The sequence below is a fragment of the Pseudomonas salmasensis genome (genome assembly GCF_014268375.2).
Classification (GTDB): domain Bacteria; phylum Pseudomonadota; class Gammaproteobacteria; order Pseudomonadales; family Pseudomonadaceae; genus Aquipseudomonas; species Aquipseudomonas salmasensis.
Window position 1 is genome coordinate 337,847 of sequence record NZ_CP077083.1, and the last position, 23,187, is coordinate 361,033.

17 protein-coding genes are annotated in these 23,187 nt (G+C 60.7%); 6 read left to right on the top strand and 11 right to left on the bottom strand.

Annotation, left to right across the window (positions count from 1 at the left end; all coding sequences use genetic code 11):
• Nucleotides 1–83 precede the first annotated feature (83 nt).
• The 9 genes from HU731_RS01360 to oxdA all read right to left on the bottom strand — a co-directional run bounded on the left by HU731_RS01360 (nucleotide 84) and on the right by oxdA (nucleotide 9,982).
• Complete coding sequence (locus HU731_RS01360; protein WP_186606700.1) at nucleotides 84–665, bottom strand: TetR/AcrR family transcriptional regulator; 582 nt, start codon at nucleotides 663–665, stop codon at nucleotides 84–86.
• Nucleotides 662–2,302, bottom strand: a complete 1,641-nt coding sequence (locus HU731_RS01365) for an AMP-binding protein (RefSeq protein WP_186606701.1) — start codon at nucleotides 2,300–2,302, stop codon at nucleotides 662–664. The genes HU731_RS01360 and HU731_RS01365 overlap by 4 nt, the downstream gene beginning before the upstream one ends.
• A gap of 69 nt (nucleotides 2,303–2,371) precedes the next feature.
• Nucleotides 2,372–3,664, bottom strand: coding sequence for a methyl-accepting chemotaxis protein (locus tag HU731_RS28780; RefSeq protein ID WP_186606702.1), 1,293 nt, complete (start codon nucleotides 3,662–3,664; stop codon nucleotides 2,372–2,374).
• 18 nt (nucleotides 3,665–3,682) lie between these two features.
• Nucleotides 3,683–4,927: a GTP-binding protein gene (locus tag HU731_RS01375; RefSeq protein WP_186606703.1), complete on the bottom strand. Its 1,245-nt coding sequence runs from the start codon at nucleotides 4,925–4,927 to the stop codon at nucleotides 3,683–3,685.
• Nucleotides 4,924–5,580, bottom strand: a complete 657-nt coding sequence (gene nthB, locus HU731_RS01380) for a nitrile hydratase subunit beta (protein ID WP_186606704.1) — start codon at nucleotides 5,578–5,580, stop codon at nucleotides 4,924–4,926. The genes HU731_RS01375 and nthB overlap by 4 nt, the downstream gene beginning before the upstream one ends.
• A 41-nt stretch (nucleotides 5,581–5,621) precedes the next feature.
• Entirely contained in the window at nucleotides 5,622–6,215 is a 594-nt protein-coding gene (nthA, locus tag HU731_RS01385) for a nitrile hydratase subunit alpha (protein ID WP_186606705.1), read from the bottom strand.
• 75 nt (nucleotides 6,216–6,290) lie between these two features.
• Nucleotides 6,291–7,805 (bottom strand): amidase, encoded by a 1,515-nt coding sequence (locus tag HU731_RS01390; protein WP_186606706.1) that lies wholly within the window; start codon nucleotides 7,803–7,805, stop codon nucleotides 6,291–6,293.
• A 169-nt stretch (nucleotides 7,806–7,974) separates the two neighbouring features.
• Nucleotides 7,975–8,841: a transporter gene (locus tag HU731_RS01395; RefSeq protein ID WP_186606707.1), complete on the bottom strand. Its 867-nt coding sequence runs from the start codon at nucleotides 8,839–8,841 to the stop codon at nucleotides 7,975–7,977.
• Between the two features lie 82 nt (nucleotides 8,842–8,923).
• Complete coding sequence (oxdA, locus tag HU731_RS01400; RefSeq protein WP_186606708.1) at nucleotides 8,924–9,982, bottom strand: aliphatic aldoxime dehydratase; 1,059 nt, start codon at nucleotides 9,980–9,982, stop codon at nucleotides 8,924–8,926.
• Nucleotides 9,983–10,964: 982 nt separating this feature from the next.
• On the opposite strand from oxdA, the gene HU731_RS01405 reads away from it, so the two are divergent.
• Entirely contained in the window at nucleotides 10,965–11,900 is a 936-nt protein-coding gene (locus tag HU731_RS01405; protein ID WP_186608173.1) for an AraC-like ligand-binding domain-containing protein, read from the top strand.
• 94 nt (nucleotides 11,901–11,994) lie between these two features.
• Here HU731_RS01405 and HU731_RS01410 read toward each other — a convergent pair whose 3' ends face one another.
• Nucleotides 11,995–12,909 carry a LysR family transcriptional regulator gene (locus HU731_RS01410; RefSeq protein ID WP_138763023.1) on the bottom strand — a complete coding sequence of 305 codons (915 nt, stop codon included), beginning with the start codon at nucleotides 12,907–12,909 and terminating at the stop codon, nucleotides 11,995–11,997.
• 268 nt (nucleotides 12,910–13,177) lie between these two features.
• Here HU731_RS01410 and HU731_RS01415 point away from each other — a divergent pair, with 268 nt between their 5' ends.
• The 4 genes from HU731_RS01415 (at nucleotide 13,178) to pgm (ending at nucleotide 19,685) form a co-directional block, all read left to right on the top strand.
• Nucleotides 13,178–14,200, top strand: coding sequence for a zinc-dependent alcohol dehydrogenase family protein (locus tag HU731_RS01415; RefSeq protein ID WP_186608172.1), 1,023 nt, complete (start codon nucleotides 13,178–13,180; stop codon nucleotides 14,198–14,200).
• A 705-nt stretch (nucleotides 14,201–14,905) separates the two neighbouring features.
• Entirely contained in the window at nucleotides 14,906–16,330 is a 1,425-nt protein-coding gene (locus HU731_RS01420) for a hypothetical protein (protein WP_186608171.1), read from the top strand.
• Between the two features lie 36 nt (nucleotides 16,331–16,366).
• Nucleotides 16,367–17,770: an aminotransferase-like domain-containing protein gene (locus tag HU731_RS01425; RefSeq protein ID WP_186608170.1), complete on the top strand. Its 1,404-nt coding sequence runs from the start codon at nucleotides 16,367–16,369 to the stop codon at nucleotides 17,768–17,770.
• A gap of 271 nt (nucleotides 17,771–18,041) precedes the next feature.
• A complete protein-coding gene (pgm, locus tag HU731_RS01430; RefSeq protein ID WP_186608169.1) occupies nucleotides 18,042–19,685 on the top strand; it encodes a phosphoglucomutase (alpha-D-glucose-1,6-bisphosphate-dependent) in 1,644 nt (547 codons plus the stop codon).
• A 114-nt stretch (nucleotides 19,686–19,799) separates the two neighbouring features.
• Here pgm and HU731_RS01435 read toward each other — a convergent pair whose 3' ends face one another.
• Nucleotides 19,800–20,495: a pirin family protein gene (locus HU731_RS01435; protein ID WP_186608168.1), complete on the bottom strand. Its 696-nt coding sequence runs from the start codon at nucleotides 20,493–20,495 to the stop codon at nucleotides 19,800–19,802.
• Nucleotides 20,496–20,712: 217 nt separating this feature from the next.
• On the opposite strand from HU731_RS01435, the gene HU731_RS01440 reads away from it, so the two are divergent.
• Nucleotides 20,713–23,175: a UvrD-helicase domain-containing protein gene (locus HU731_RS01440; RefSeq protein ID WP_186608167.1), complete on the top strand. Its 2,463-nt coding sequence runs from the start codon at nucleotides 20,713–20,715 to the stop codon at nucleotides 23,173–23,175.
• Nucleotides 23,176–23,187: the final 12 nt, after the last annotated feature.

Here is a 23,187-nt window from a genome sequence, read left to right on the forward strand (position 1 = left end):
CAAGGGCCGTTTAGAGGCTATACGGATCCCCAAAATACCTGGCTTTGCATTGCTGTTGCCATTTCAGAGCTGGGCTGCGGTGCTCAAGGTAGGGAATTAATGGCCTTTATGACCGCATCGGCGATGGTCTTTGTAATAAGCCGACGCTGACGGTGATCAATCGTCGGGCTCAGCCATGTGGGCAGACTGTTCAGCACGGGCAAAATCGCCGTGAGCGCGCCCTCCCGCAATGGCCCACCGGGCTGATGGCCCAGTTGGCCCACCAACTTCATGAGTTCCGACTCGTAGGCTAGCCTCAATCGCTCAACGTTCGCCTGCATCGGCGCGCCCAGGCATTTGGCGTCCATGACCGCCAACTTGAAGTGCCCGGTCATCTGTTCATGCAATTGAAGGTGGCCTTCAATCAGTTTTGCCAGGCGTTGCGCAGGCGTCAATCTACGGGTGTTGATCCGGTCGACGTGCGACAACAGCGCCTGATACAGCTCTGTCAGCCACTCAAACAGCATGGCTTCCTTGCTCTCTATGTGGTGATAAATCGCGCCCGGGCTGATGCCAACATGCGCCGCCAATTCGCGCATGCTGACCTGGCTGAAACTACGCTCCTTGAACAGCTCCAGGGCTCTGCGCTGGAACTCAGAGCGGCTGAGCGCGGGAGCCGTCCTCATGTGTCGAGTGCCTGCTGCTTGGCAATTTCCTGGTTGCGCAGGATGAACCGCTGCAACTTGCCACTGGGGGTCTTGGGCAGTTGCTCGACGAACTCGATTTCCCGTGGGTACGCATGCGCAGCCAGGCGCTGTCGGACATGCAGGCGCAAGACTTCCGCCAACTCGACACTGGGCAGGTACTCACGGTTGAGCACGACAAACGCCTTGATCAGCTCGGTACGTTGCGGGTCGGGCTTGCCGATCACCGCGGTTTCGACCACCGCCGGATGTTCGATAAGCGCGCTCTCCACATCGAAAGGCCCCACGCGGTAGCCGGACGTGGTGATCACATCGTCGTTACGGCCGACAAAGCTGATACTGCCGTCCTCATTGAGCTCCACGATATCGCCGCTCAAGTAGTAACGGCCCACGAACGCCTTGGTGGGCATGTGAAGGTAGCCATTGAACCAGCACAGGGGCGAGCGCTCGCGATCCACCGCCAGGACGCCCGGCTGGCCTGTCGGTAATTCCCGCTGCGCATCGTCCAGTACGACAATCCGGTACCCCGGCACCGCATAACCGGCAGAACCCTCACGTACCTGATGGCGTAACCCATGGTGATTGCACAGCACCATGCCGATTTCGGTTTGGCCGTAATGGTCGTGAATGACCACGCCGAGCTGTTCGGCGAACCAACGGATGACTTGCGGGTTGAGCGGTTCGCCGGCGCTGCTGACGATACGCAGTTGGCCACGCACGGCGTCGGCGAACTCGGCCCCGGCATCGATCAGCAGGCGAAAGGCCGTAGGCGAGCCGGCCAGGTTGCTGATCCCGTACTTGGCGATAATCCGGCTGGTGCTTTGCACGGTGAAAGGGCCGTCATGGAACAGCGTGGCCCGGCCGCACGCCAGTGGCCCGGTCACTGCGTAATACAAGCCATAGGCCCAGCCGGGGTCGGCGAGGTTCCAGAAACGGTCGTCTTCGCGCAGGTCGATTGAATCGCGCATATAACGTTTGAAGGCCAGGATGGCGCTCAAAGGCACCTCCAGCGGCTTGGCCGGCCCCGTGGTACCCGAGGTGCACATCAGCAGGAACGGCGCACGGGCGTCCAGCAGCTCAGGTGTGCAGTCGGGTGGTTGATGCTCCAGCACATCCCAAAACGCGTAGTCGCTGGGGCGCTGTGTGGTGGCGTCGGTCACGATGACGTGGGGGCAGTCGAGGAGCTCGTCCAGCTTGGGACGGTTGTGGGCGTCGGTCACGATCCAGCGTGCGTTGGAACAGTCCAGTCGCTGTTCAATGGCCTTGGGGCCGAACGCGGTAAAGAGCGGTTGGTAGACAGCCCCGATACGCCAGGTTCCCAGGGTGGCGATCACCAGTTCAACCGTGCGTGGCATCAGGCCGGCGACCCGATCCCCCGGCTGCACGCCATGGGCTCGCAGGAAGTTGCCGAAGCGCGCCGCGTGCGCCTGCAGTTCGCTGAAAGTGTGCTGCGTGGCGCGGCCATCGCGCGTTTCGCAATACAACGCCACGGCATTGCCATGGGCGTGCCGGTCGCAGCATTCAATGCAGGCATTCAAGGCGCCGAGTTCGCCGTGCAAGTCCTGGGCAGCCAGGTGTAGATAATCGAAGGAAGAGACTGCTGAGTCGTAATCGCGCATAACGTACCTGATTATTATTGTTGGAATTTGTGCTGTGCCCACGCAGGCTGCGCGGGTGCCTGGTTGTCGCTAGTGGTCCATCATCTGGGCCGCTTGCTGGGTCGCGTGGCTGGTCCGCGTGGCCAGCTTACGCACTTCATCGGCAACCACCGCAAACCCGCGACCGGCTTCGCCAGCTCGCGCCGCTTCAATGGCGGCATTCAACGCCAACAGGTTGGTCTGGCTGGCAATGCCCTGGATCGTGGCGACAATCTGCGTCAGCTTGGTGAGGGTTTCCTGCATCACCTGGTGTTGTTGCGCCTGCGCCTCGCGCATCGCACTTTCTTCATGGTGGGCATGGATATCGGTGATGGCACCCACCACCCGTTGCGGCGAGCCGTCCGGCGCGCGGCGGGTTTGCCCCCGGCCGCGAAACCAACGGTAAGTGCCATTGGTGTGTTTGAGTCGATACTCCACATCGAATGGGGTCTTGCCGCTGCGGTCGTCCACATGGGCGACGAACGCGCCGATGGCCCGTGCGCTATCTTCGGGATGCAAGCGCGAGGTCCAGCTTTCCAGGGTGTTGGGGAACTCCTCCACCGTGTTGCACCCCAGCAGCCGGCGCATCTGCGAAGACCACCAAATGGTATTGTTCGGGTTCGCCGGGTCGCCGGCCGCCACCTCGATATCCCAGAGCCCGTCGTGCAGCATTTCTCGGGAAATGTCGAAACGTGTGGCCGCCAGTTCGAGCGCCTCGTGGTGCAGGTACTGTTCATGAATGTCACGCGCGGTTCCCCCCATGGCAAGCGCTGTGCCCTGCGCATCGCGTCGGGCGGCTCCGCTGATCCGGCACCAGCGATAGTCATTGCCGAGTGCCGACTTCATCCGCACGTCGAGCGCAAAGGCCGTACGCCCGCTGCGATCGGCAAGGTGCCGGGCGAGCGCCGCCCGATGCACTGGCTGGTCATCCGGGTGCAGTTGTTCGCTCCAGCCGCCAAACTGGTCAATCGCCTGGGCCAGGTTCGACGCAGACCCCGTCCACGTCATCGCAGCACCCGGTGCGGGGGCGGCGGCGCCATCCAGTTCCAGCTCCCAGAACCGTTCACCTGCACCCTGTGTGATCAGGGTCCAGCGCGCCTCCCACTGCCGCACCAGCTGGTCACGGCGGGCCAGGCGCTCTTCCAGTTGGCGGATCTCCAACGTCTGTGCGCGGGCCTGCTCCTTGAGGGTTCGTCGTTCTTGCAGCAGTTGTTCGACGCTTGCCAGGATGCGGCGCAACAACGGGTGGCTTGACGACAGCGGTGTGCCTGGCTGGTCAGGCTGCTCCAGTCGGTCGGCGAGCGGCGCCAATACGCAGCGGGTGGTTCGGCTGAAAAAGAGCATGGGGCACCTCTACCTCGGTCAAATAGGGTCAGCCTGCACGGACGACATCGGCGCCGATAAGGCCTGGGAGTCAAAGATTGCTGCCCCCGGCAGGGCTCGCCAGGCCGAGGGGCCGGCGGCGATTTCCTGAGCGCTCAGCAGGCAATTGTCGAGTGCGCGCTGCAGCGCTTGGGTGTCCAGGTCCTGGCCGATAAAGACCAGCTCCTGCCGGCAATCGCCGACAATGCTGTCCCACTTGGCCATGATGCTCTGCAACCGATATTCATCCTGCGGCCATTGCGCCTGCTCGATGAAGTTCCACCAGTGCCCGACGTAGTCCCACTGGAACTGCCTGCCGCTTTGCACCAGCAGGCCGGTTTCCAAGTGCCTGCTGGCGAGCCAGAAGTAACCTTTGCTGCGCAACAGGCGCCCGTTTTGCCAGGGCTGCTGGAGAAAATCGAGTAATCGCTGTGGGTGAAACGGGGCACGCTCGCGGTACACCCAGGAGGTCACGCCATAGGTGTCCGATTCAGAGGCCGGCGCGTCGTCGGCCTGCATTTTTTTCATCCAGCCGGGCGAGGCCACAAGGCTCGGCAAATCAAACAGGTGGGTACCGAGAATGGCGGATAACTCCACGTTACCCTGAGCCATCGGGATGATCCGCGCGCTCGGGTTAAGGCCGGCGAGGATCGCGTGCACGGCCTGGTAGCCGGGCTCGTCGATCAGATCCAGTTTGTTGACGAGAATGACGTTGGCGTATTCCACTTGCTCGATCAGCAGGTCGGTCAGGTGGCGCGTGGGTGCGTCGTCGCGGTCCACGATGTCCGGCGATTCGAGCAATGCCTCAAAGCGACTGCCATCGACCACCGTCACCAAAGTATCGAGCCGCGCCAGTTCGCTTAGGCTGAAGCCCTGCGCGTCGAGGAAGGCGAACGTCTCGGCAACCGGCATCGGCTCGGAAATCCCCGTGGACTCGATCAGCAAGTAGTCGAAACGTTGCTGGCGTGCCAGGGCGCTGATCTGCTCGAGCAAATCGGCGCGCAGCGTGCAGCAGATGCAGCCATTGCTCATCTCGATCAACTCATCGCGGCCCCGGTGCAGCGCCACGTCACGCTGCACCTGCTCGGCATCGATGTTGACCTCGCTCATATCATTGACGATGACCGCCACGCGCAGGCCGTCGCGATTGCGCAGGATATGGTTGAGCAGGGTGGTTTTGCCGGCGCCGAGGAAGCCGGAAAGCACCGTCACCGGCAGTCGGCCTGTCAGGGCGCCGCCCATCATGCGTTCACCGTGCTATCGGCGCGGTCCAGGTAGCTTTCGAACAGGTCGACCACCACGAAACCCTCATCTGCTGCGTCGCCCCAGAGATCTTTCACGCGAAACTCGACGTGGTAGGTCGGCTGATGCGCCGCGCTCAGATCACCGTGGCCGATCGCGTCAGGGAACGGCCACTTTTGCGCGGTGCGGTGCACAACCACGCCTTCTTTGCCGCGCACGTAGGCCGGCATGCGGGTATGCCCGGCCACATACTCGTCTCGCACCACCACCCGGTCGCCCACCTCAAAGGGCGCGCGGTCGGTGATCGCTGGGCGCCCACTGGCATGCGCGGGGTTCGCCAGCTTGAAGTGCGACCCCAAGGCCTGATCGAGTTCCGCCTGGGTGATTACACCGGTTTCGACCAGCAGTGTGGCGGTCGCGATGACATAGCGTTCGTAGTATTGGGTGCCGACATGTTGGCGCACATCCAGGCGCTCCACGGCGTGGCGCACTTCGTCCACGCTGAACTTTTTCAAGTGATCGGCGCCGACAAACATCAGGCTGTAGGCCAGGTGCTCCCAGTCCTGTTTGAACACGGGTTGGTAGCTCAGGCTGTTGATGGTGTGAGGGACTTTGCCAAAGCCTTGAAACCCACCGAGATCGTGAAAGCCATCCATTGTGAATACCTCTGAAAAATGCAAAAAACAAAGGGCACCGGTTACGCCACGTAAGGCAGCGCCACGCCGATAAGGACATCCTTGGTGATCAGTTTTCGCAGCGCCTCTTCATCCATCGATTCGCTGCCCTTGGGCCGTTCAGGCAGCACCAGATAGCGGGTTTCGGCGCTGGTGTCCCAGACCTTGACGATGACGTCGGCCGGCAGCTCGGTGCCCAGCTCCCGCAGTACGGTGCGCCCTTCGCGCACCAGCCGGGCGCGGAACTCGAAGCCCTTGTACCACTCCGGCGGCAAGCCCAGCACAGGCCAATTGGTGCAGGAGCACAGGCTGCACACAATCACGTTTTTCACGCTGGGCGTGTCTGGCAGCGCAACAATGTATTCACCCTGCGGGCCGGTATAGCCAAATTGGGCGCACGCCGCGGTGCCGTCTATGAGCAGCAGTTCGCGAAACTGCGGGTCCACCCAGGCCTTGGCCACCACCCGAGCCCCGTTCTCCGGGCTCCATTGGTGTGCCATTAGCTGTGTCATGTGTTCGATGTAACCGTCGGGGATCAGATCCTTCTGCTTGAGCACTTGCAGTAACGCTTGCGCGCGTTCGCCCGGTGTAGATGTGCTTGCTTCGTGTGCGCTCATAAGTTGACTCCTCATCGTTGAGCTTCTGGGCAGCGCCTGGCGGCTTGTTCTTTTTGCGCTGCGCGGGACTACCGGCTAACAGTTTTTCCAGTCAACCGACGCCTCGAACGCTGCGGCGGCCTGGTAAATCGTGCCTTCGGCATAGTGCTTGCCGACCAGCATCAGCCCGACAGGTAGACCGTCTACCAGGCCGCAGGGAATCGACATGGCCGGATGGCCGGTGATGTCCTGGGCGGAGGCATTGCCGATCATTTCCAGTGCGCGGGCCACATATTCGGTAACCGAGCAACCCGGCTGCGGGTGGGGCTGGGCGATGATCGGCACGGTGGGCATCACCAGCAGGTCATAGCGCGCCAACGCGGCGTCATACCCGGCGCGCGCCACGCGCCTGAGGTTTTGTGCCTTGGCGTAGAACCGGCCGTTGTAGCGCTCCAGACCGTATTGCCCGACGAACATGCACAGCTTGAGAGAGGCGGACAGCTCATTGGCCTGATCGCGCCACCCGGCTTGCTGGTCCAGCAAACCGAGGTCATACAGCCCTTGCCAGTTAAAACCGGCCCCATTGCCGTGCATCATCTGCATCATCAAGCCTTCGCAGCCGATGGGGTGCCACAGCGAACCGGCAATGCTGTGCTCAGGCACCGACACCTCCTCGACCTGCGCGCCCAGCCGCGCAAACGCTGCAATGGCCTGGCGTACGCACGAGGCCACACGCGGGTCCTGGTTGGCCAGTTCAAAACCTTCGCGCAGGATGCCGATCCTCAGCCCACTGACACCGCGCTCCAGGTAATCGCTGTAAGCGTCGATCTGCGGCGCGGCTTGTCGCGGATCAAGCCCATCGGCGCCGGCCATGACCTCCAGCATCAAGGCGTTGTCACGTACGTTTGCGGTGATGGGGCCGGCGTGATCGATAGTCGCCTCGATGGCCATGATGCCGGTGTAGGGCACCAGGCCGTGGGTCGGCTTCATGCCGTAAGTGCCGCAGAAGGCGGAAGGGATGCGGATTGAGCCGCCCTGGTCACCGCCGACGGCCAGGTCGACCTCGCCGGCGGCAACCAGTGCTGCGCTGCCGGAAGACGAGCCTCCCGAGGCAAACCCCTGGCGATAGGGGTTGTGCACCGGTGCAGGATCGGAGGTGTGGCTGCCGCCGGACAGGCAGTAGTGTTCGCACGTTGCCTTGCCGAGAATGGTCGCGCCGGCATCCAGCAAGCGGGTGACGACGGTGGCATCGAAGGCGGGGACGAAGCCTTCAAGCGGCTTGGCACCATTCATCATGGGCACGCCAGCCAGTGAAATATTGTCCTTGAGGGCGACCGTTTTACCCGCCAGCTTGCCTTCGCGCGCACCGTTGACTTCGGTGCGGAAGTACCAGGCGTTGAGGGGGTTGTGTGCGGCCGAGGGACGGTAGCCTGAGCTGCGTTCATAACGCACCGGCGGGATGAAGTCCGGCAGCTCGTCAACCAGGTCATAGGCGTCGAAGCTTGCCTGCATAAGCGCCAGGTATTCATCGGCTTGCTGCGCATCGAGCTGCATGTGCAGGCTGCTCGAAATAGCCAATAGCTGTTCAAGGGTGGGGCGAGCGATTGCCATGGTTGGCTGTCCTTATCGTAAATGGCCGAAGAGCATTGCGTGCTCACTGTCAGCGGGCCTGGGGCTCAAGATAGTCCGCGCATCCAGCCGGTGGCTTGGTTGAGAAAGACATCGACTTGGCTGAGCGGGACACCCTGGCGCCAGGGGCGTGCGGTCGCAGTTTCTGGCGTTAAAAAATGTGCGCGTAACGCAGGTTCATGCGGAAGTCTTCGCGGGTGCCGTTGTCCACCGAGAGGTCTTTGCCCAATTGCAGTTGCACCTGGTCTGTGGGGGTGACGAATTTGGTGGCGGTAAGGCGCACGTTGGTGGTGCCCAACTCGTTGTCCTGATTGACATGCTCGATGTTTGTCTCGCCTCCCCAGGTGCGCCCAAAGCCGATACCAAAGGTGGTGGTGGCGTCCGGCATGTAACGCCCCATGATCTGCGCTGCGTAGGACACGTCCTGCTTCAGGCGGTCGGCATTGGCACCGTAATCGGTGTTGTCGCCATACCAGGTCGCGCCGCCGACCAGGTCCATCGCCCATTTCTCTGTGAAGTGCTTGACGTAGGCACTCTGCAGTTCGAATTTCCAGCGATTCTCCCCGAGGTTGAGCGCATCGTCCTTGTCATACGTGCCCGAAGGCACATACACATAGGGGGCGATACTGAGGGTGTCGCGGGCTTCGTTGAACCGCCATTTCACCGGCGCGGTGAGGATCAAGTCGCCCACGCCGCGAGTACTGCCCAGTGCCGAGGCGTCACCTGCGCCGGAGACGTGGCCGAAAGGCAAAAGAAATTGCGGGTCGATGGTGACCGTGTCGCTGAGTGCATACACATGGAGCAGACGCAGGATGCCGACGTCGGAGGTCACCCTGAAGTCAGAGCTGGCCTTGTGGCCGTTGGCGTAAGCCGAGTCCGTAGTGGCGTGCTGGTAATAAATCGCCCCGATAGTGGCACCGACCGGATATTGCTCGTAGTCGCCAGGCGCGACTTCACCCGCGTTCGCGTGGAGGGCGGGTAACAGGGTGGAGAGGGTCAGCAGGTGGATCTTGTTCATTGTTTATTCCTCGCACAGGGGACCGGGCCACCCGTGAAGGGTGGCAAGGCGGTAGAAGCTGGGGGTTAAACGCCGAGGGCGCTCAGGCTGTGGGCGGCAGGGCGTCGCGCAACATGCCGGTTTGCGCGTGACAGTTGATGTACTCGAAGACCTGGCTCTTGGCGTCGGACACGGACACCTCGTGGTACAGCCTCAACTTCTTCAAGCCCGCGGCCACGCGAAAGAACGTCACGAAAATACGCAGGTGGGTCGGGTGGGATTCGGCCCAGCGTTCGAGTTTCTCCACTGAGCGCCAGTGACCGATGTTGTAGCTCAGGTCGAGCACGTTGCCGTCCAGGTCGATATTGCGCACGAACCTGTTGCTGTAGCAGCCCAACGGCTGGCCGTTGTCCCGCAGGAAGTCCATGCCGTCCTGTAACGTCGGCAAAATTTCATCGAGGTAGAGCGAGCGCTCCTCTGCCTCGGCATCCGCCCAGTCCTGGCCGGAACGAATCAGTGTGAGGTTGTCATGCCCCAGCACCACCACGCGTCCGCCCTTGGCGGGGTCGCCCGCGACCACTTGCAGCTCGCTCGTGGGCTTCATCCAGTCGGTCTGGGAGATCGGGAAACGGTCGCGCATCGAGCCCCAGTAGCCGTGCTCTTCGATCTCGCCACTGGTGGCATCCATAACTGCGCCGACCCCGGGCAGGTTCTCCTGGAAGGCGTATAGCGTCTCGAACTGCTCAGCGCGCGGCGCGGTGATTTCGCGGAAGTAACCCAGGCCTTCACCCAGGCGATCCGGCGAACTCCACCAGTCATTCACCTGGGGTGAACGCAACCAGCGGCAATGGGCGGCAGGGTCTTTCCAGTACCCGACCACAATCAGATTATCAAAGCCGCTGCTGTCGGTGTGCTGAGTCAAATCGTAGTTCTGCGGGCCGTCGGCCTGGCTGAAACTGCCGACGATATGACGCATAGCCTGCAATGCAGCCGCGCGCTGGGCATCGCCTTGAAATTGCACCCCCAGATAAGCCATCACCACTTGTTGCAGCTGCTCGTCAGCGCGCGCCACCCACATCGGGAACGGCGGTTGATACTCCTCGGGCACGCGGCGGGACAGGGTGCGTGGGCATTTGAGATGTGTGTCGATTGCAGATTCCATCTTGAGCTCCTCGTTATTTTGGTTCAGGCCTACGGGTGGGCGTCAGCGCGTCGGCGGCAGGCTGCGCTTGGCGACCTGCCGTCGGTGCAGCAGCTGCATGGTTCCCCATTCAATCAACCAATAAGCCGACTCCTCAGGCGCGAGGTCGCGCCGTTGCAGAAGCCAGGAGGAATCAGCCAATCGTGGTGCAGAGTGTCGATGCATGGCGTACCTCATCAGCGGGGTATGAGCTGCTGTGAGGTGGAAATTAGGCCGGCAGAGGAGGGCGCGCTTTGTTCGGTGAGACAACCGCTTGGTTGGCAAAGACAGGCCGGCTACGGAGGTTTACCTGTGGTCTTCGTTGGTGCACACGGGCTGATGATGTGATGTGCTGTGCCCTTAAACGGGCCACAACTGCGGTGCGACGCGGGCCAACTGTGGGAGCTGGCTTGCCTGCGATGGCGGCCTGCCAGTCGATATCTATCTACCTGACACCCCGCGGTCAAACTTGTGGGAGCGGGCTTGCTCGCGAAGGCGGCCTGGCAGTCAACACAGTTGGACCGTGTACATATCCATTGCTGCGGTAACGGCCACTTAGGGTTCCGCCTGACGGCGGGTCACTTTGGAAAAGAGCCCCAAAGTAACCAAAGGGCTCTTGCCCCACCACTCGGCACCTCGCCTAGGCTCGGTGTGCCCGTAATCGGCCAGTGATTTGGGGGGCCGCCGCCACGCGCCATCCATGGCGCGGGGCGGCTAAACCGGCATCCCTGCCGGTTTACCCCCCAAATCCCTGTCGAATTCCGGCCAGCGTGGTTTAACGGGGCGCCTGAGATCAAGATCACAAGCAGATCAAGATCAAGAGCGGCTCGCTTCGCATCGTAGTTACCGTTGGCTACAGCCGGCCTGCCACTGCGTTTGGCGTGTTAATTGCTTCGATGGCTGACAATTGGCCGCACGTTACAACTTCTCGCGCGCCTATTGCATCGTTGTCGAGGTCAGCGTCATGAACCCGAACACTCAGTATTCGACCCTTGCCGTCCCTGCAACACGTCGGTTTGATTATTGGAAAGAAGTGGTCTGTCGCCATTGCCTGGCGGCCGATAGCAAACCCTTGTCCCAGAGCCGCTTTGATGGCTCGCTCACCCTTAATACAGTCGGCGCGCTGGACATTTGTACGCTGTCTTCGCCGCTGCATTACTGGGAGCGTTCCGAACAGCACCTGCGCAGCGGCCCGGCTGAAGATTTATGGTTGGGTTTCGCTCGAAAGGGCCATGGGCAAATCGAGCAAGGCTCAAGAAAAGCCAACCTGGCAACGGGCAATTTGTTTCTTTATGACGCAACACAGGCGTTTCGCTTCAGCCTGGGTGGTACCGAAAACCACTTGATCCGTATTCCCAGAGCGTTGCTCACCGAGCGCCTGCCGCGCATTACCGAGTACACCGCGATGGTCCTCGACGACCGGCGCCCAGGTGTCGTGCCCTTGCGCGAAATGCTGCACCAGGCCGCGAGCACGCCTGCGTCGCTGCAGGATGAGCGCATCTCCAATCGTTACTCAAGTGCTGTGCTTGATCTGCTGGTGATCAGCCTGGAACTGCAGGACCTGAAAACCAGCCATCAGGAAATGGACCTCTACGGCCGCATCATGCAGTACATCCAACGCCACCTGACCGAGCCGGACCTGTCGATCGAAGCCATCGCCAAAGCCCACAACGTGTCCACCCGCACCGTTACACGGGCCTTCGCCCGCTACCAGAAAACCCCCGTTGCAGAGATCTGGAAAGAGCGCCTGAATGCCAGCCGAGAAGCGATCGAGCGGGGCCAGGTGCGCTCGGTGTCTGAGGCGGCGCTGGACTTTGGGTTTTCTGATTTTTCGCATTTCAGCCATGCGTTTCGTAAGGCATTTGGCGTGGCGCCGAATACGCTTTTGCGCCGGAATTGAGGTTGGCGGGGTATTAAATCGTTGAGAGAAGGGGCGCTTTTGCCGGGTAGCGAGCCTCTGAAAAGCCAGGAATGATCAGCCTTCCCGGCGACGCCTAGAGACTATCCGGATCCCCAAAGAACATCTGAATCCGCGACCTCAACCACCGCTCCCCCGGATCATTATCCTGCGAACCTCGCCACGCCATGTGCAGCTCAAACGAGCGCACCGGCAACGGCGGGTCTTCGGCCCGCAACCCACCCGCCGAGGTCAGCGCTTCCGCCGCATAATCCGGCACGGTGGCCAGAATGTCCGTACCCGCCAGCAACGTGCCCAGGCCATTGAACTGTGGCACCGCGAGCACAACGTGGCGCTTGCGGCCGAGTTTTTCCAGCTCTTCATCGATAAATCCGCTCAAGTCGCCGGCAAAGGACACAAGCGCGTGGGGCCGTGAGCAGAAGTCGTCCAGGCTCAGCGAGCCCGGTACGCTGTCGGCGCGCAGCAGTTTGGGCAGGCTGCGGCGCAGTACCTTGCGTTTGGCGTTGGCGGGCAGGTCGGCGGTGTAGCTGACGCCGATGGAGATTTCGCCGGAGGCGAGCAGGTTGGGCATCAGGATGTAGTTGACGCGGCGTACCACCAGCACGATGCCGGGGGCTTCCGAGCGCAGGCGTTTGAGCAGCTGCGGAAGCAGGGCGAATTCCACGTCGTCGGACAGGCCTATACGGAACACGGCAGTGCTGGTGGCCGGGTCGAATTCGGCGGCGCGGCTGACGGCGGTGGAGATCGAGTCCAGGGCCGGAGAGAGCAGGGCGAAGATTTCCACGGCGCGGGCCGAGGGTTCCATGCTGCGTCCGGTGCGCACGAACAGGGGGTCATCGAACAGCCCGCGCAGGCGTGACAATGCCGCGCTGATGGCCGGCTGGCCGAGGAACAATTTCTCGGCGGCGCGGGTCACACTGCGCTCATGCATCAAGGTTTCGAATACGATCAAGAGGTTAAGGTCGACACGACGCAGGTCGTTACGGTTCATCTTGTGTCCTGGAAGAGTCAGCAAACTTGATGTGAGCGGTCACGTAGCAACCCCTGAGGTTCGATTCAGAAGGATGACCGGCATGAATCTTACGGGGAAAGGCTGGTACTCTGCACCGGCTAATTGATTTTTCCTACGATAGTTGAGGGGTGTTCCTCCTTCGCGGAATCAATGACAGGCATGTCGACTATTAATGGTGACCGGTGGTCTTACCCCCAAAGCCCAGATAAAGTTCATGGCATTAGAGGTTACTTTGACGAGGTTTGCGATGTCCCGCACGATCCGTTTTCACAAGTTTGGTCCGGCCGAGGTGCTCAAATGCGAAGAGCATGCAGCCGCGCAGCCCGCACCGGGCGAAGTGCAGGTGCGTGTCGACGCGATCGGCATCAGTTGGTATGACATTCTGTGGCGCCAGAACCTGGCGTCTTCCCATGCACGTCTGCCTTCTGGCCTGGGCCATGAAATGGCCGGTGTCGTAGTTGCCCTCGGCGACGGCGTGGATGACTTGGCGGTGGGCGATAAGGTGGCCAGTTTTCCGGCCGAGAGCCCCAATGATTACCCGGTGTATGGCGAGCAGATCGTCTTGCCCCGTTCGGCCCTGACCCGCTACCCGGATGTCTTGAGCCCGATTGAAGCCAGCGTGCATTACACGCCGCTGCTGATTGCGTACTTTGCCTACACGGACCTGGCGAGGGTCAAACCCGGCCAGTTTGCCCTGGTGACCGACGCCAGCCACTGTGCCGGCCCTTCTTTTGTGCAACTGGGTAAGGCCCTGGGTGTGCGGGTGATTGCCGCCACCAAAGACAGTGCTGAGCGCGAATACCTGCTGTCCCTCGGGGCGGAAAAGGTCATTGTTACCGAAGAACAAGACCTGCTGATGCAGATCAACAAGTTCACGGACAACCGTGGCGTCGACGTGGTGTTCGATGGCCTGGGTGGCCCGCAGATGTCGCTGCTTGGGGACGTTCTGGCGCCGCGTGGCAGCCTGGTGCTGTATGGCCTGCAAGGTGGCAACCAGACGCCGTTCCCGGCCTGTGCGGCGTTTCAGAAGAACATTCAGTTCTTTGTGCACTGTATCGGCAACTTCACCGGCAAGCCGGAGTTGGGCATTATCCAGGACCAGGTGGCGTTGCAGCGTGCGTTACGCGATATCAACCAGCTGACAGCCGACCGGGTGCTTGTCCCACTGAAGACCACGGTATTTCCGTTCAGTCAGTTCGTCGAAGCGCACCGATACATGGATGAATGCCCGTGCCGCGAACGGGTGGCGTTGCAGGTTGAAGCTGTTTGAGCTGTAGGAGTATTCGCAAATGAATACTCCGGCGCCTGAGCTGATGAGGCAAATGCGCCATTTGACAGGGCTTAACCCGCACTGGGGTTGAGCCGCCGCAGGGGCGTTCTACCCCGCAAACAATACCGTTATTGCCGTGCGCCGCCCTGAAATCCAGTGCGGCGCTTGTGTGTGGGCGTCATTTAAGTTGGGCAGGCAGGTCATCTGAGCTGCTTTTTGACGCTGTTCTGTATCTGTTAATCATTATTTGAGTGCCGATAATTGAGTCTTCATTGTCATCTCAAGGATTGAGCCATGATTGATTACACGGCAGTTGCGTCACGCACCTTCAGAACTAACGAGGCTCGGATTGTTTTTCCCGGCAAGTGCAAAACGAATACCCTTTTGCTTTACGCGCAGCCCAGGCGCGCAGGTGATTAATATTCGTCGGACAATTCTCTAATTGCTTAGTTAAAACAGTGTAGGACGTTGTCGGAACATTCCTAAGGCTAACAGCTATTTCGCTGGAGCCCGCGCAGGCGCTGGATCCTCCGGCGGGGCGGCCATAGGCGCCATCAATGCTCTCACCTGCGCTTTTGTTGCAAGGTGCTAATGTTGACTCAAACTTGTGCTGCGCGCTGGATGACAAGCCTACAGATGTAATAGGTCGAGCAACGCTGTTTGGTAGTTGCTTGAAACTGATATTTCAACTCAGGTAGTAGAACGATGAGCACTATTCATGAACAAGCCATGAGCTATGTTTACCAGCAAGTTCTGCAACGTTTAATCGGGCACTTTACGCGTGCCGAACGAACGTCACTTCAATTGCTCGTTCAGCGAATCGTGGTGGCCGCAGGCGGCATGGAACAAGTGGGCAATTACAAAGTACTGATCGCCCACGGTGGCGGCGAAGTGAGCAGCTATACCCTCGCGTTGCTGCGTGCGGCGCAACTGACCATTGCCGGACGCTCGCCCAAGACTTTTCAGATACGGGTGGCAACATTGCGGCATGCCGGTATGACCCAGGCAACGCTCGACTCCCTGAATCAAGGCTACGCAGCGCTGTTCTTCCATGACGACCCACGGGTAGAGCTGTTGATGGTGGAAAACCATGAGGTGCTGCCCTTCAACCATCAGCGTCCGGCGTCCAGTGCCGCTCGGGAAATCAGCCAGCGTAACAAATTGATGATCGGGCACCTGACGTCCGGCGATATCCGCGCCGCCCTGTGCGACGACACACTCCTGGCCCTCGGCGATTTCTATCAGCGGGTCGCTACCTGGAACGGCGGCGTGCATGCCCTGGTCAGCGGTGATTCAGCGCGCAAGCAAAGCCAGTACATCGCGTGGCTGAAAAAAAATGCGCTGGCGACCGGCCTTGCCTTTGCGCCCGGCAAGCCATCGTCGCTCAACGGGTGGTTTGCACGCATGGAGGAATGGAGCGTGGGTTGCTACCGCGACCTCTATGGCGAGCACTATGCCGGCAACGAAAGTCCGGGCCGGGGCGGGCATCGTTATTTGGCCTATATCGGCATCGCCGACCTGCTCAAGGACGCCGACGTCGGCCATGCGCCACTGCTTACCGGGTTCCTCGCCCACAAGCGGGACCCGTTCGAGTTCCATTTCAGCCATCCTGCCTATCCCAACCCATTGCTCATGGCGCATTTGCACGGCGTGCAGGCCCAGTGTCTGCGTGAGCTGTCCTACGAACATGGCGTCGCGGGGTTTGTTCGACGTGCGGCAGACTTCCTGCACCGTAGGCAAGTGCCGGTCGCGCTGATCAAAGAAGCGTCCGGGCGAGAAGGGCAGTTGCTGTCCACCGCTTATATCCAGGAGTTCTCCGGCCTGGACGACAACCAATTGACCTGCCTGTTGTTTGCGCCCTTCGTTCAGCATGGCGAACGGTTGGAGAGTTTCCTGCGTCAATGCCATCCCGGCATGCTGGTGGCACTCCCCGAACTTCACAAGGCACTGCAGGGCAAGCCCGCTGCGGACATCCTGCACCAATGGCTGGTGGATACCAGTGGGCTGCCGCTGCCGCTGTTGCAGCACCTGTATCGCAAGCGCCCACTGTCGCAAGGGCGCGGCATGCGGGTACGCAAACAAACGTTGGCGCGGCCCAAGGCACGCATCGCCCAAGTGTCGGAGCGTTAGCAACGTGTATTTGTTAATGAAAGCCGGTGATCAACGATGAATCTTCGGGGGGAGCGGCAAGTAGACTTTGCCTATCAGGCGGTGTACCGCTACATGATCAACCTGATCAACGAAGTCAGCCGGGAAACGCCGGTGAAACTGCCGTCCCTGCGGCAGTTATCGACGCGCATGAATGTGTCGATCTCGACGATTCAGTACGCCTATTCGTTGCTGGAAAAGGAAGGGCGGGTGTACTCAGTGGCCAAATCCGGCTACTTCGCCTGGCCCGTGGCCGTGAACGCGCCCGTCATGGCGGGTACTGACCTGCTCGAGCGTTTGTACACGGCCGCACGGCGACCGGCGATGGTGGTGCTCAGTGGCGATGAGCCGGCGCTGTTGGGGTCGCTGGATGGCGCGTTGCTGGCGCTGGAACGCCAACTGGTACGTCGATATCCCCATTACCTGCAACCTTCGCAACCCTGCGGTGTGTGGGAGCTGCGCGCTGCATTGGCCGCCCGTTATACCTCGTCGCCCAGCCGTTGCTGGCAAGCGGATGAGGTGTATGTGGGCGCCGATCTTCAAGGCGTATTGGACATCCTGATTGACGCCCTGGGCCTCAAAGGCACGGTGGTGGTGGTTGAATCGCCCTGCGATTACCTGGTGTTGCGCCTGCTACAGGCCGCTGGCGTGCGGGTTATTGAATGGCCCTGGCGGGCCGACGGTCGCCCGGACCTGAGTACATTGGAGCACCTGCTGCGCCATGAGCCGGTGCACCTTGTGCTGCTCTCATCCGTGGTCAGCATGCCCTCGGGTGACGCCATGTCCGAACACGAGCGGCTGCATGTAGCGCGTCTGCTCGACCAGCACGGTTGCTGGTTGCTAGAGAACGATACCTTTGGTGACCTGAGCTTTGCGCCGCCCGGGTCGGCCTTGCGCAGCCTGGTCAACCCAGAGCGGCTGATTGTGTTTTCTTCGTTCGAAAAGGTACTGGGCCCGGAAGCGCCCTTTGGTTACCTGCTGGCGCGGCAGATGAGCAGTGAATTGCAGCGCCAATTCCTGCTGCGTTCGTTTCGACTGTCCGCCATTCGACAACGCGCCATCGCCCGACTGTACGAAAGCGGCCGGTTCGACCAGCACCTGCAGACGCTGCGCCAGCGCCTTCACGAGCAGGCGCATGCCATGAGTCATCGTTTGGATGCGCGTCTGCAAGGGCGTGTGCATTACCGCATGCCCGTGGCTGGGGCGAGTTTCTGGTTGCAGTCGACGGCGCCGGTGGACATGCGCTTGGTGTTCCAGCGCATGCTCGCCCAGCAGGTGGTGATTGCCCCCGGCGAACTGTTCAGCCTCAGTGGCTTGCACCACCAGCATATGCGCTTGAGCCATACCTTCAGCGGCCATCCCAACCTGGACATCGCCCTGGATACGCTGGCGCAGTCACTACGGCAGGCGCAGATTGAGTAGGAGCGAGCTTGCTCGCGAAAAACGTCAACGATACCGCGCGCTGCCTGAATAAACGCGGCGCCGGTGAGTGTTTCGCGAGCAAGCTCGCTCCTACAACGATCCAATGTGGGAGCTGGCCTGACAGCCGGTCAGGCTGTCAGGCCGAGTGCATATCCTCACCTAAATTATCCGAAATTTCTCTTCAGGCTGTCGGATCGATACCGTCGCGCAGTAGTCCAACTCTCAGTAAACTGTCATTTTTTCCGAAATCCTTCTTTATCGAGGTTTATGCATGACTATCAGTCCTTTTGCGGGCAAACCGGCGTCAGCCCAGTTGCTGGTGGATATCCCGCGACTGGTCACGGCCTACTACACCGGCCAGCCTGATGCAGCGATCTCCACTCAGCGCGTGGCTTTTGGTACCTCCGGGCACCGTGGCAGTTCGTTCGAACTGAGTTTCAACGAGTGGCATGTGCTGGCTATCAGCCAGGCCATCTGCCTGTACCGCGAAGCGCAGGGCATTACTGGCCCATTGTTTGTCGGCCTGGATACCCATGCATTGTCGACGCCAGCCGGTGCCAGTGCGTTGGAAGTACTGGCGGCCAATGGCGTGCACGTGATGCTGGCTGAGGGCGATGAGTACACGCCGACACCGGCGATTTCCCACGCCATCATTTGCTACAACCGTGGCCGTACCAGCGGCCTGGCAGACGGCATTGTGATTACACCGTCCCACAACCCGCCGCAAAGTGGCGGCTACAAGTACAACCCGCCTAACGGTGGCCCGGCCGATACCCACGTCACCAAGTGGATCGAAGCCAAGGCCAACGAGCTGCTGGCCAACAAGCTGGCCGGCGTCAAGCGCATCACGCACGCCCAGGCGCTCAAGGCAGACACCACCCATCGTCATGACTACCTCAACAGCTATGTGGCTGACCTGATCAATGTGATCGACATGGATGCCATCCGCAGCGCCGACCTGCGCTTGGGCGTCGACCCGCTGGGCGGAGCAGGGGTGCGCTACTGGTCGGCGATTGCCGAGCACTACCGCTTGAACCTGGACGTGGTGAATACCGAGGTCGACGCAACCTTCCGCTTCATGAGCGTCGACTGGGACGGCCAGATTCGCATGGACCCGTCTTCCAGCTACGCCATGCAAAGCCTGATCGGGCTCAAGGAGCGTTTCGACGTTGCCTTTGCCTGTGACCCGGACCACGACCGCCACGGCATCGTCACGCCTTCCGGTGGTTTGCTGGCGCCCAACAACTACCTGGCGGTGTCCATCGACTACCTGTTCCAGAACCGCCCGGACTGGCGCGCCGACGCGGCCGTGGGCAAGACCGTGGTCAGCAGCGGCCTGATCGACCGCGTCGCGGCGCGCATCGGCCGTCGCCTGTACGAAGTGCCAGTGGGCTTCAAATGGTTTGCCGATGGCTTGTTCGAAGGTTCGTTGGGGTTTGGCGGCGAAGAAAGCGCCGGCGCCTCGTTCCTGCGCAAAGATGGCAGCGTTTGGAGCACCGATAAGGACGGCCTGATCCCGGCCTTGCTGGCCGCAGAAATGACCTCGCGCAAAGGCCAGGACCCGAGCCAGATCTACCGTGGCCTGACCGATGCCCTCGGTGAGCCGTTCGCCATTCGCGTGGATGCCAAGGCCACCCCAGCGCAAAAAGCCCTGCTGGGCAAACTGTCGCCGGAGCAGGTGACGTCCACGCAGTTGGCCGGGGAGAGCATTCAACAGATCCTCAGCCATGCGCCGGGCAACAATCAGGCGATTGGCGGTTTGAAAGTCATGACCGACAACGGCTGGTTTGCCGCACGGCCCTCGGGCACTGAGGATATCTACAAGATCTACGCCGAAAGCTTTATCGGTGAAGAACACCTCAAGCAACTGGTGGAAGAGGCGCAGGTGTTGGTAGACGGCGCGATCAGCCAATAACTGACATTGTATGTAGGAGCGAGCTTGCTCGCGAAAAACGTCAACGATAACGCGTGCTTCCTGAGTGAACGCGGTGCCGGTGAGTTCTTCGCGAGCAAGCTCGCTCCTACATGATCAGGCCAGGTCCACCAGCACGATTTCGCTGTCTTCAATCGCCGTCACCCGCAGCACCTGCTCATCCTCAACCGCCACACCGTCTCGCGCCTGTGCCCGCACACCATTGACGTCAATCACGCCCGTGGCTGGCACCAGATAGGCACGGCGACCGCTGTCCAACCGGTACTCCGCGCTTTCCCCGGCCTTCAGGTTCGCGGCCACCAAGCGTGCATCCGCACGAATCCGCAAGCTTTCACTGTCGCCAGCCTTGCCGCTGGCCAGCGTTACAAAGCCCTCGCGGTCGCCTTGTGGAAACGGCTTGGCACCCCAGGATGGCGGCAAGCCGGCCTCATTGGGGATGATCCAGATCTGGAAGATTTTGGTCGGCGTGGCCTCCAGGTTGTACTCGCTGTGGGCAATGCCGGTGCCTGCGCTCATTACCTGCACATCGCCGGCTTCGGTGCGGCCTTGGTTACCCAGGTTGTCGGCATGGCTGATGGCGCCTTCGCGCACATAGGTGATGATTTCCATGTCGCGGTGCGGGTGCTGGGGAAAGCCGCTGCCGGGGGCGATGATGTCGTCGTTCCACACCCGCAGGTTGCCCCAGTGCATGCGCTGGGGGTCGTGGTATTCGGCAAAGGAAAAGTGGTGATGAGCGTCAAGCCAGCCATGGTGGGCGCCGCCCAGGCTGGTGAAAGGTCGAAGTTCAAGCATGATCGTCTCCTGTTGATGGGCCTATCATCCAGCAGCGCATGATCGAGAAAAAGCGTAAAAACTGCCGGATTATTATCTGTTTGTTCGATGGTTTATCCCGGTGTTCACTTTCACTTCATCGCTTAAGTGCATGACAGCAAAGCATTTGGCTGGAACTGAGCGGCGTTTCCGGCGACCATGACGGCCTGGTCAAAACAAGCTCACCGCAGGAGTCCGCGTGTCGCAACAACAGCCTGATCTACCCCCCGAACTGCGCCCCTTGGCTGAAATGCCGCTGTTGAAGCGGCTTGCCGCTCGCCTGTTCGGCCATGGCCTCACCCGTTTGCGTGCGCAGCATCGGTTTTCCTGGTTGCACGGCCAGGCGGACGGCTTTCGCAGTGGGCATGAGGCGGGTGTTGAATACGGCTACCGCGAGGGCAAGGCCGATGGCATTGAGGAGGGCCGTCAGGTCCTGTTGATTCGTGACTTTCGCCCCGATGAGCACCGTGCGCCAGGCGTCGATGACAGCCTGTTCGACGATTGGCGATTGCCGCTCACCGCAGAGGTGAAGAAACGCATGAAGGCCGATGTCGCGCGGCTGCTGCCAGCCCATGCGCAGCCAAGTGCGGCGCAATGGAAGATGATCTTCAGCGACACGCCCTCGACCTCGGTGATTGCGGGCGCAGGCGCCGGCAAGTCGACGTCCTTGGTGCTGCGCATCCTGCTGCTCAGCCATTACCTGGGCTTTGAGCTGAGTTCCATGACGGTGGTGACGTTCACCCGCGAGTCGCGCAAGGACTTCATCAACAAGCTCATGGAAATACTCAGCCTGTGGGGCGAACCCCTTGGCAGCAAAGAAGCCCAGGCGGTGGTGCGTACTTTTCATTCGCGCATCTTGCCGATGGTGCGCAGCCTGCCGGGTTTTGAGCGGCTGCAGGCCTTTGAGAACCTCAACGGTGGTTTTGAAGACGCCGACAGCAACGCCTTCGACCTGCGTATCAGCGATGCCCAGCGCCAGCAGATGAACGCCTGTTATCACCGCTTGTATGGCCGCCATCAGCGTTTTCGCGAGTTAATTGCCCCCTTGGCCCGCCATGGCCTTCAGCTCAAGGAGCTGGAGCGCGATCATCCGGACGTGCAAAAGCGCATGGCGGTGACCGAATTGGCGGCCAAGCGCGATGAAGAACTCTGTGATGTGATCGAAGACCTGTGGTTTCGTGCCGGTGCCTGGCCGATCAAAGGCATCGAACCCAGCCGTCAGACGTTTGAAATCAACGGCGCGCAATTTCATTGCCACGGCTATATCCCGGAGCTGGATGCCTGGGTGGTGCTGGGGTTCGATGGGCGCGAAAACCCGCAGATCAGTCGGCCGAACTCGAAACTCTCGGTGCGGGCCGAATGGGCGGTAAAACGCACCTTGTTTCAAGCTTTCTGTAATAAGCCTCTGATATGGATCGATAATTACGAATCTTCCAAGCGCCTTTTGAGCAGCCTGGGCGGCGAGGCCACTGCCGGGCCGGGCTTTGATTACAAGGTCAAAGGCGAACTCGCTTCGGCGCCCCTGTTGGACAGTTTTGTCATGGCGGCCGGGTTTATCGAGAACCTTGGCTTGGATGTGCCTACGGCGATTGGCCAGATGAGCTTCGCCAAGGACGAGCCGGACCGGCTGTTCTTCGAGGCCCTGAGCATTTTCTGGAAGGCCCTGGAAGATCACCTGCTGGAACAGTCGCCGCCGATCATGACCTACAACCGGATGTTCTCCCTGTTTGGCGAAAACACCCCGGAGAACCTCAAGCTGCTGAGTGATCCGCTGTTGCGGCCGATGTCGCACCTGATGATCGATGAGTTCCAGGACGTGTCGCCGCAGATCGTGTCCTGGCTCCGCGCCAGCCTGCGGGAAATCCGCAGCCGCGGGCCGGCCATGCATGTCGGGCGCGGCGCGCAACGCTCGTCGTTGCTGTGCGTGGGGGATGACTGGCAATCGATCTATGGCTGGCGCGGCAGTTCGCCCAAGTACTTCATGGAGTTCAACAAGGAGTTTGTTTCGCCCAGCACTACCCGCGTGATGCTGGGGGAAAACTACCGCAGCCACCAGCACATCATCGACGCCGCCGAACATATCGTACGCAGCGCGCCGGCCATCCCGGGCAAGAAGGCCAAGGCCAGTGGCGAGCCCAAGGCATTGGTGCCCGTCACGGTGTTGGAACGTGACGACGCGGCGCTGGGGCAGCGGTTGCTGGAGCATTATCAGCGGGGCGATTCGATCCTGATGCTTTATCGAAAAAGTAGCGATAAGCTATTGATTCAAGAGCATATTAAGTCTGTAGTTAATGTGGATTCTAGCTTGGCGCCACAGGCGCGCAGGCTCAAACAGCTGACTTATCACAGTGCCAAGGGCCTGCAGGCGGATGCGGTGTTTTTGCTGGGCGATTGTCAGCATGTCACCAGCTCGCCGTACAAGAACCAGGTCTATCGTATGGCCGGCTTGGGCAAGGATGGCGACAGCGAGCCTTATGACAATGCGCAGAGAGACGAAGTATTGCGCCTGGCCTATGTGGGGATTACCCGGGCGGTCAGCCATTGCTATTGGTATGTGGAAAAGCCGGAAGGCCAGGGCGTGAATGTGCCGAGGGCGTCTGAGCGGGTGGATGGCAGGAAAGCTTTTTTTGATGATCAGCGTGCAGTGAAAGGGGCTGGCTGATCTGCGCCGGCC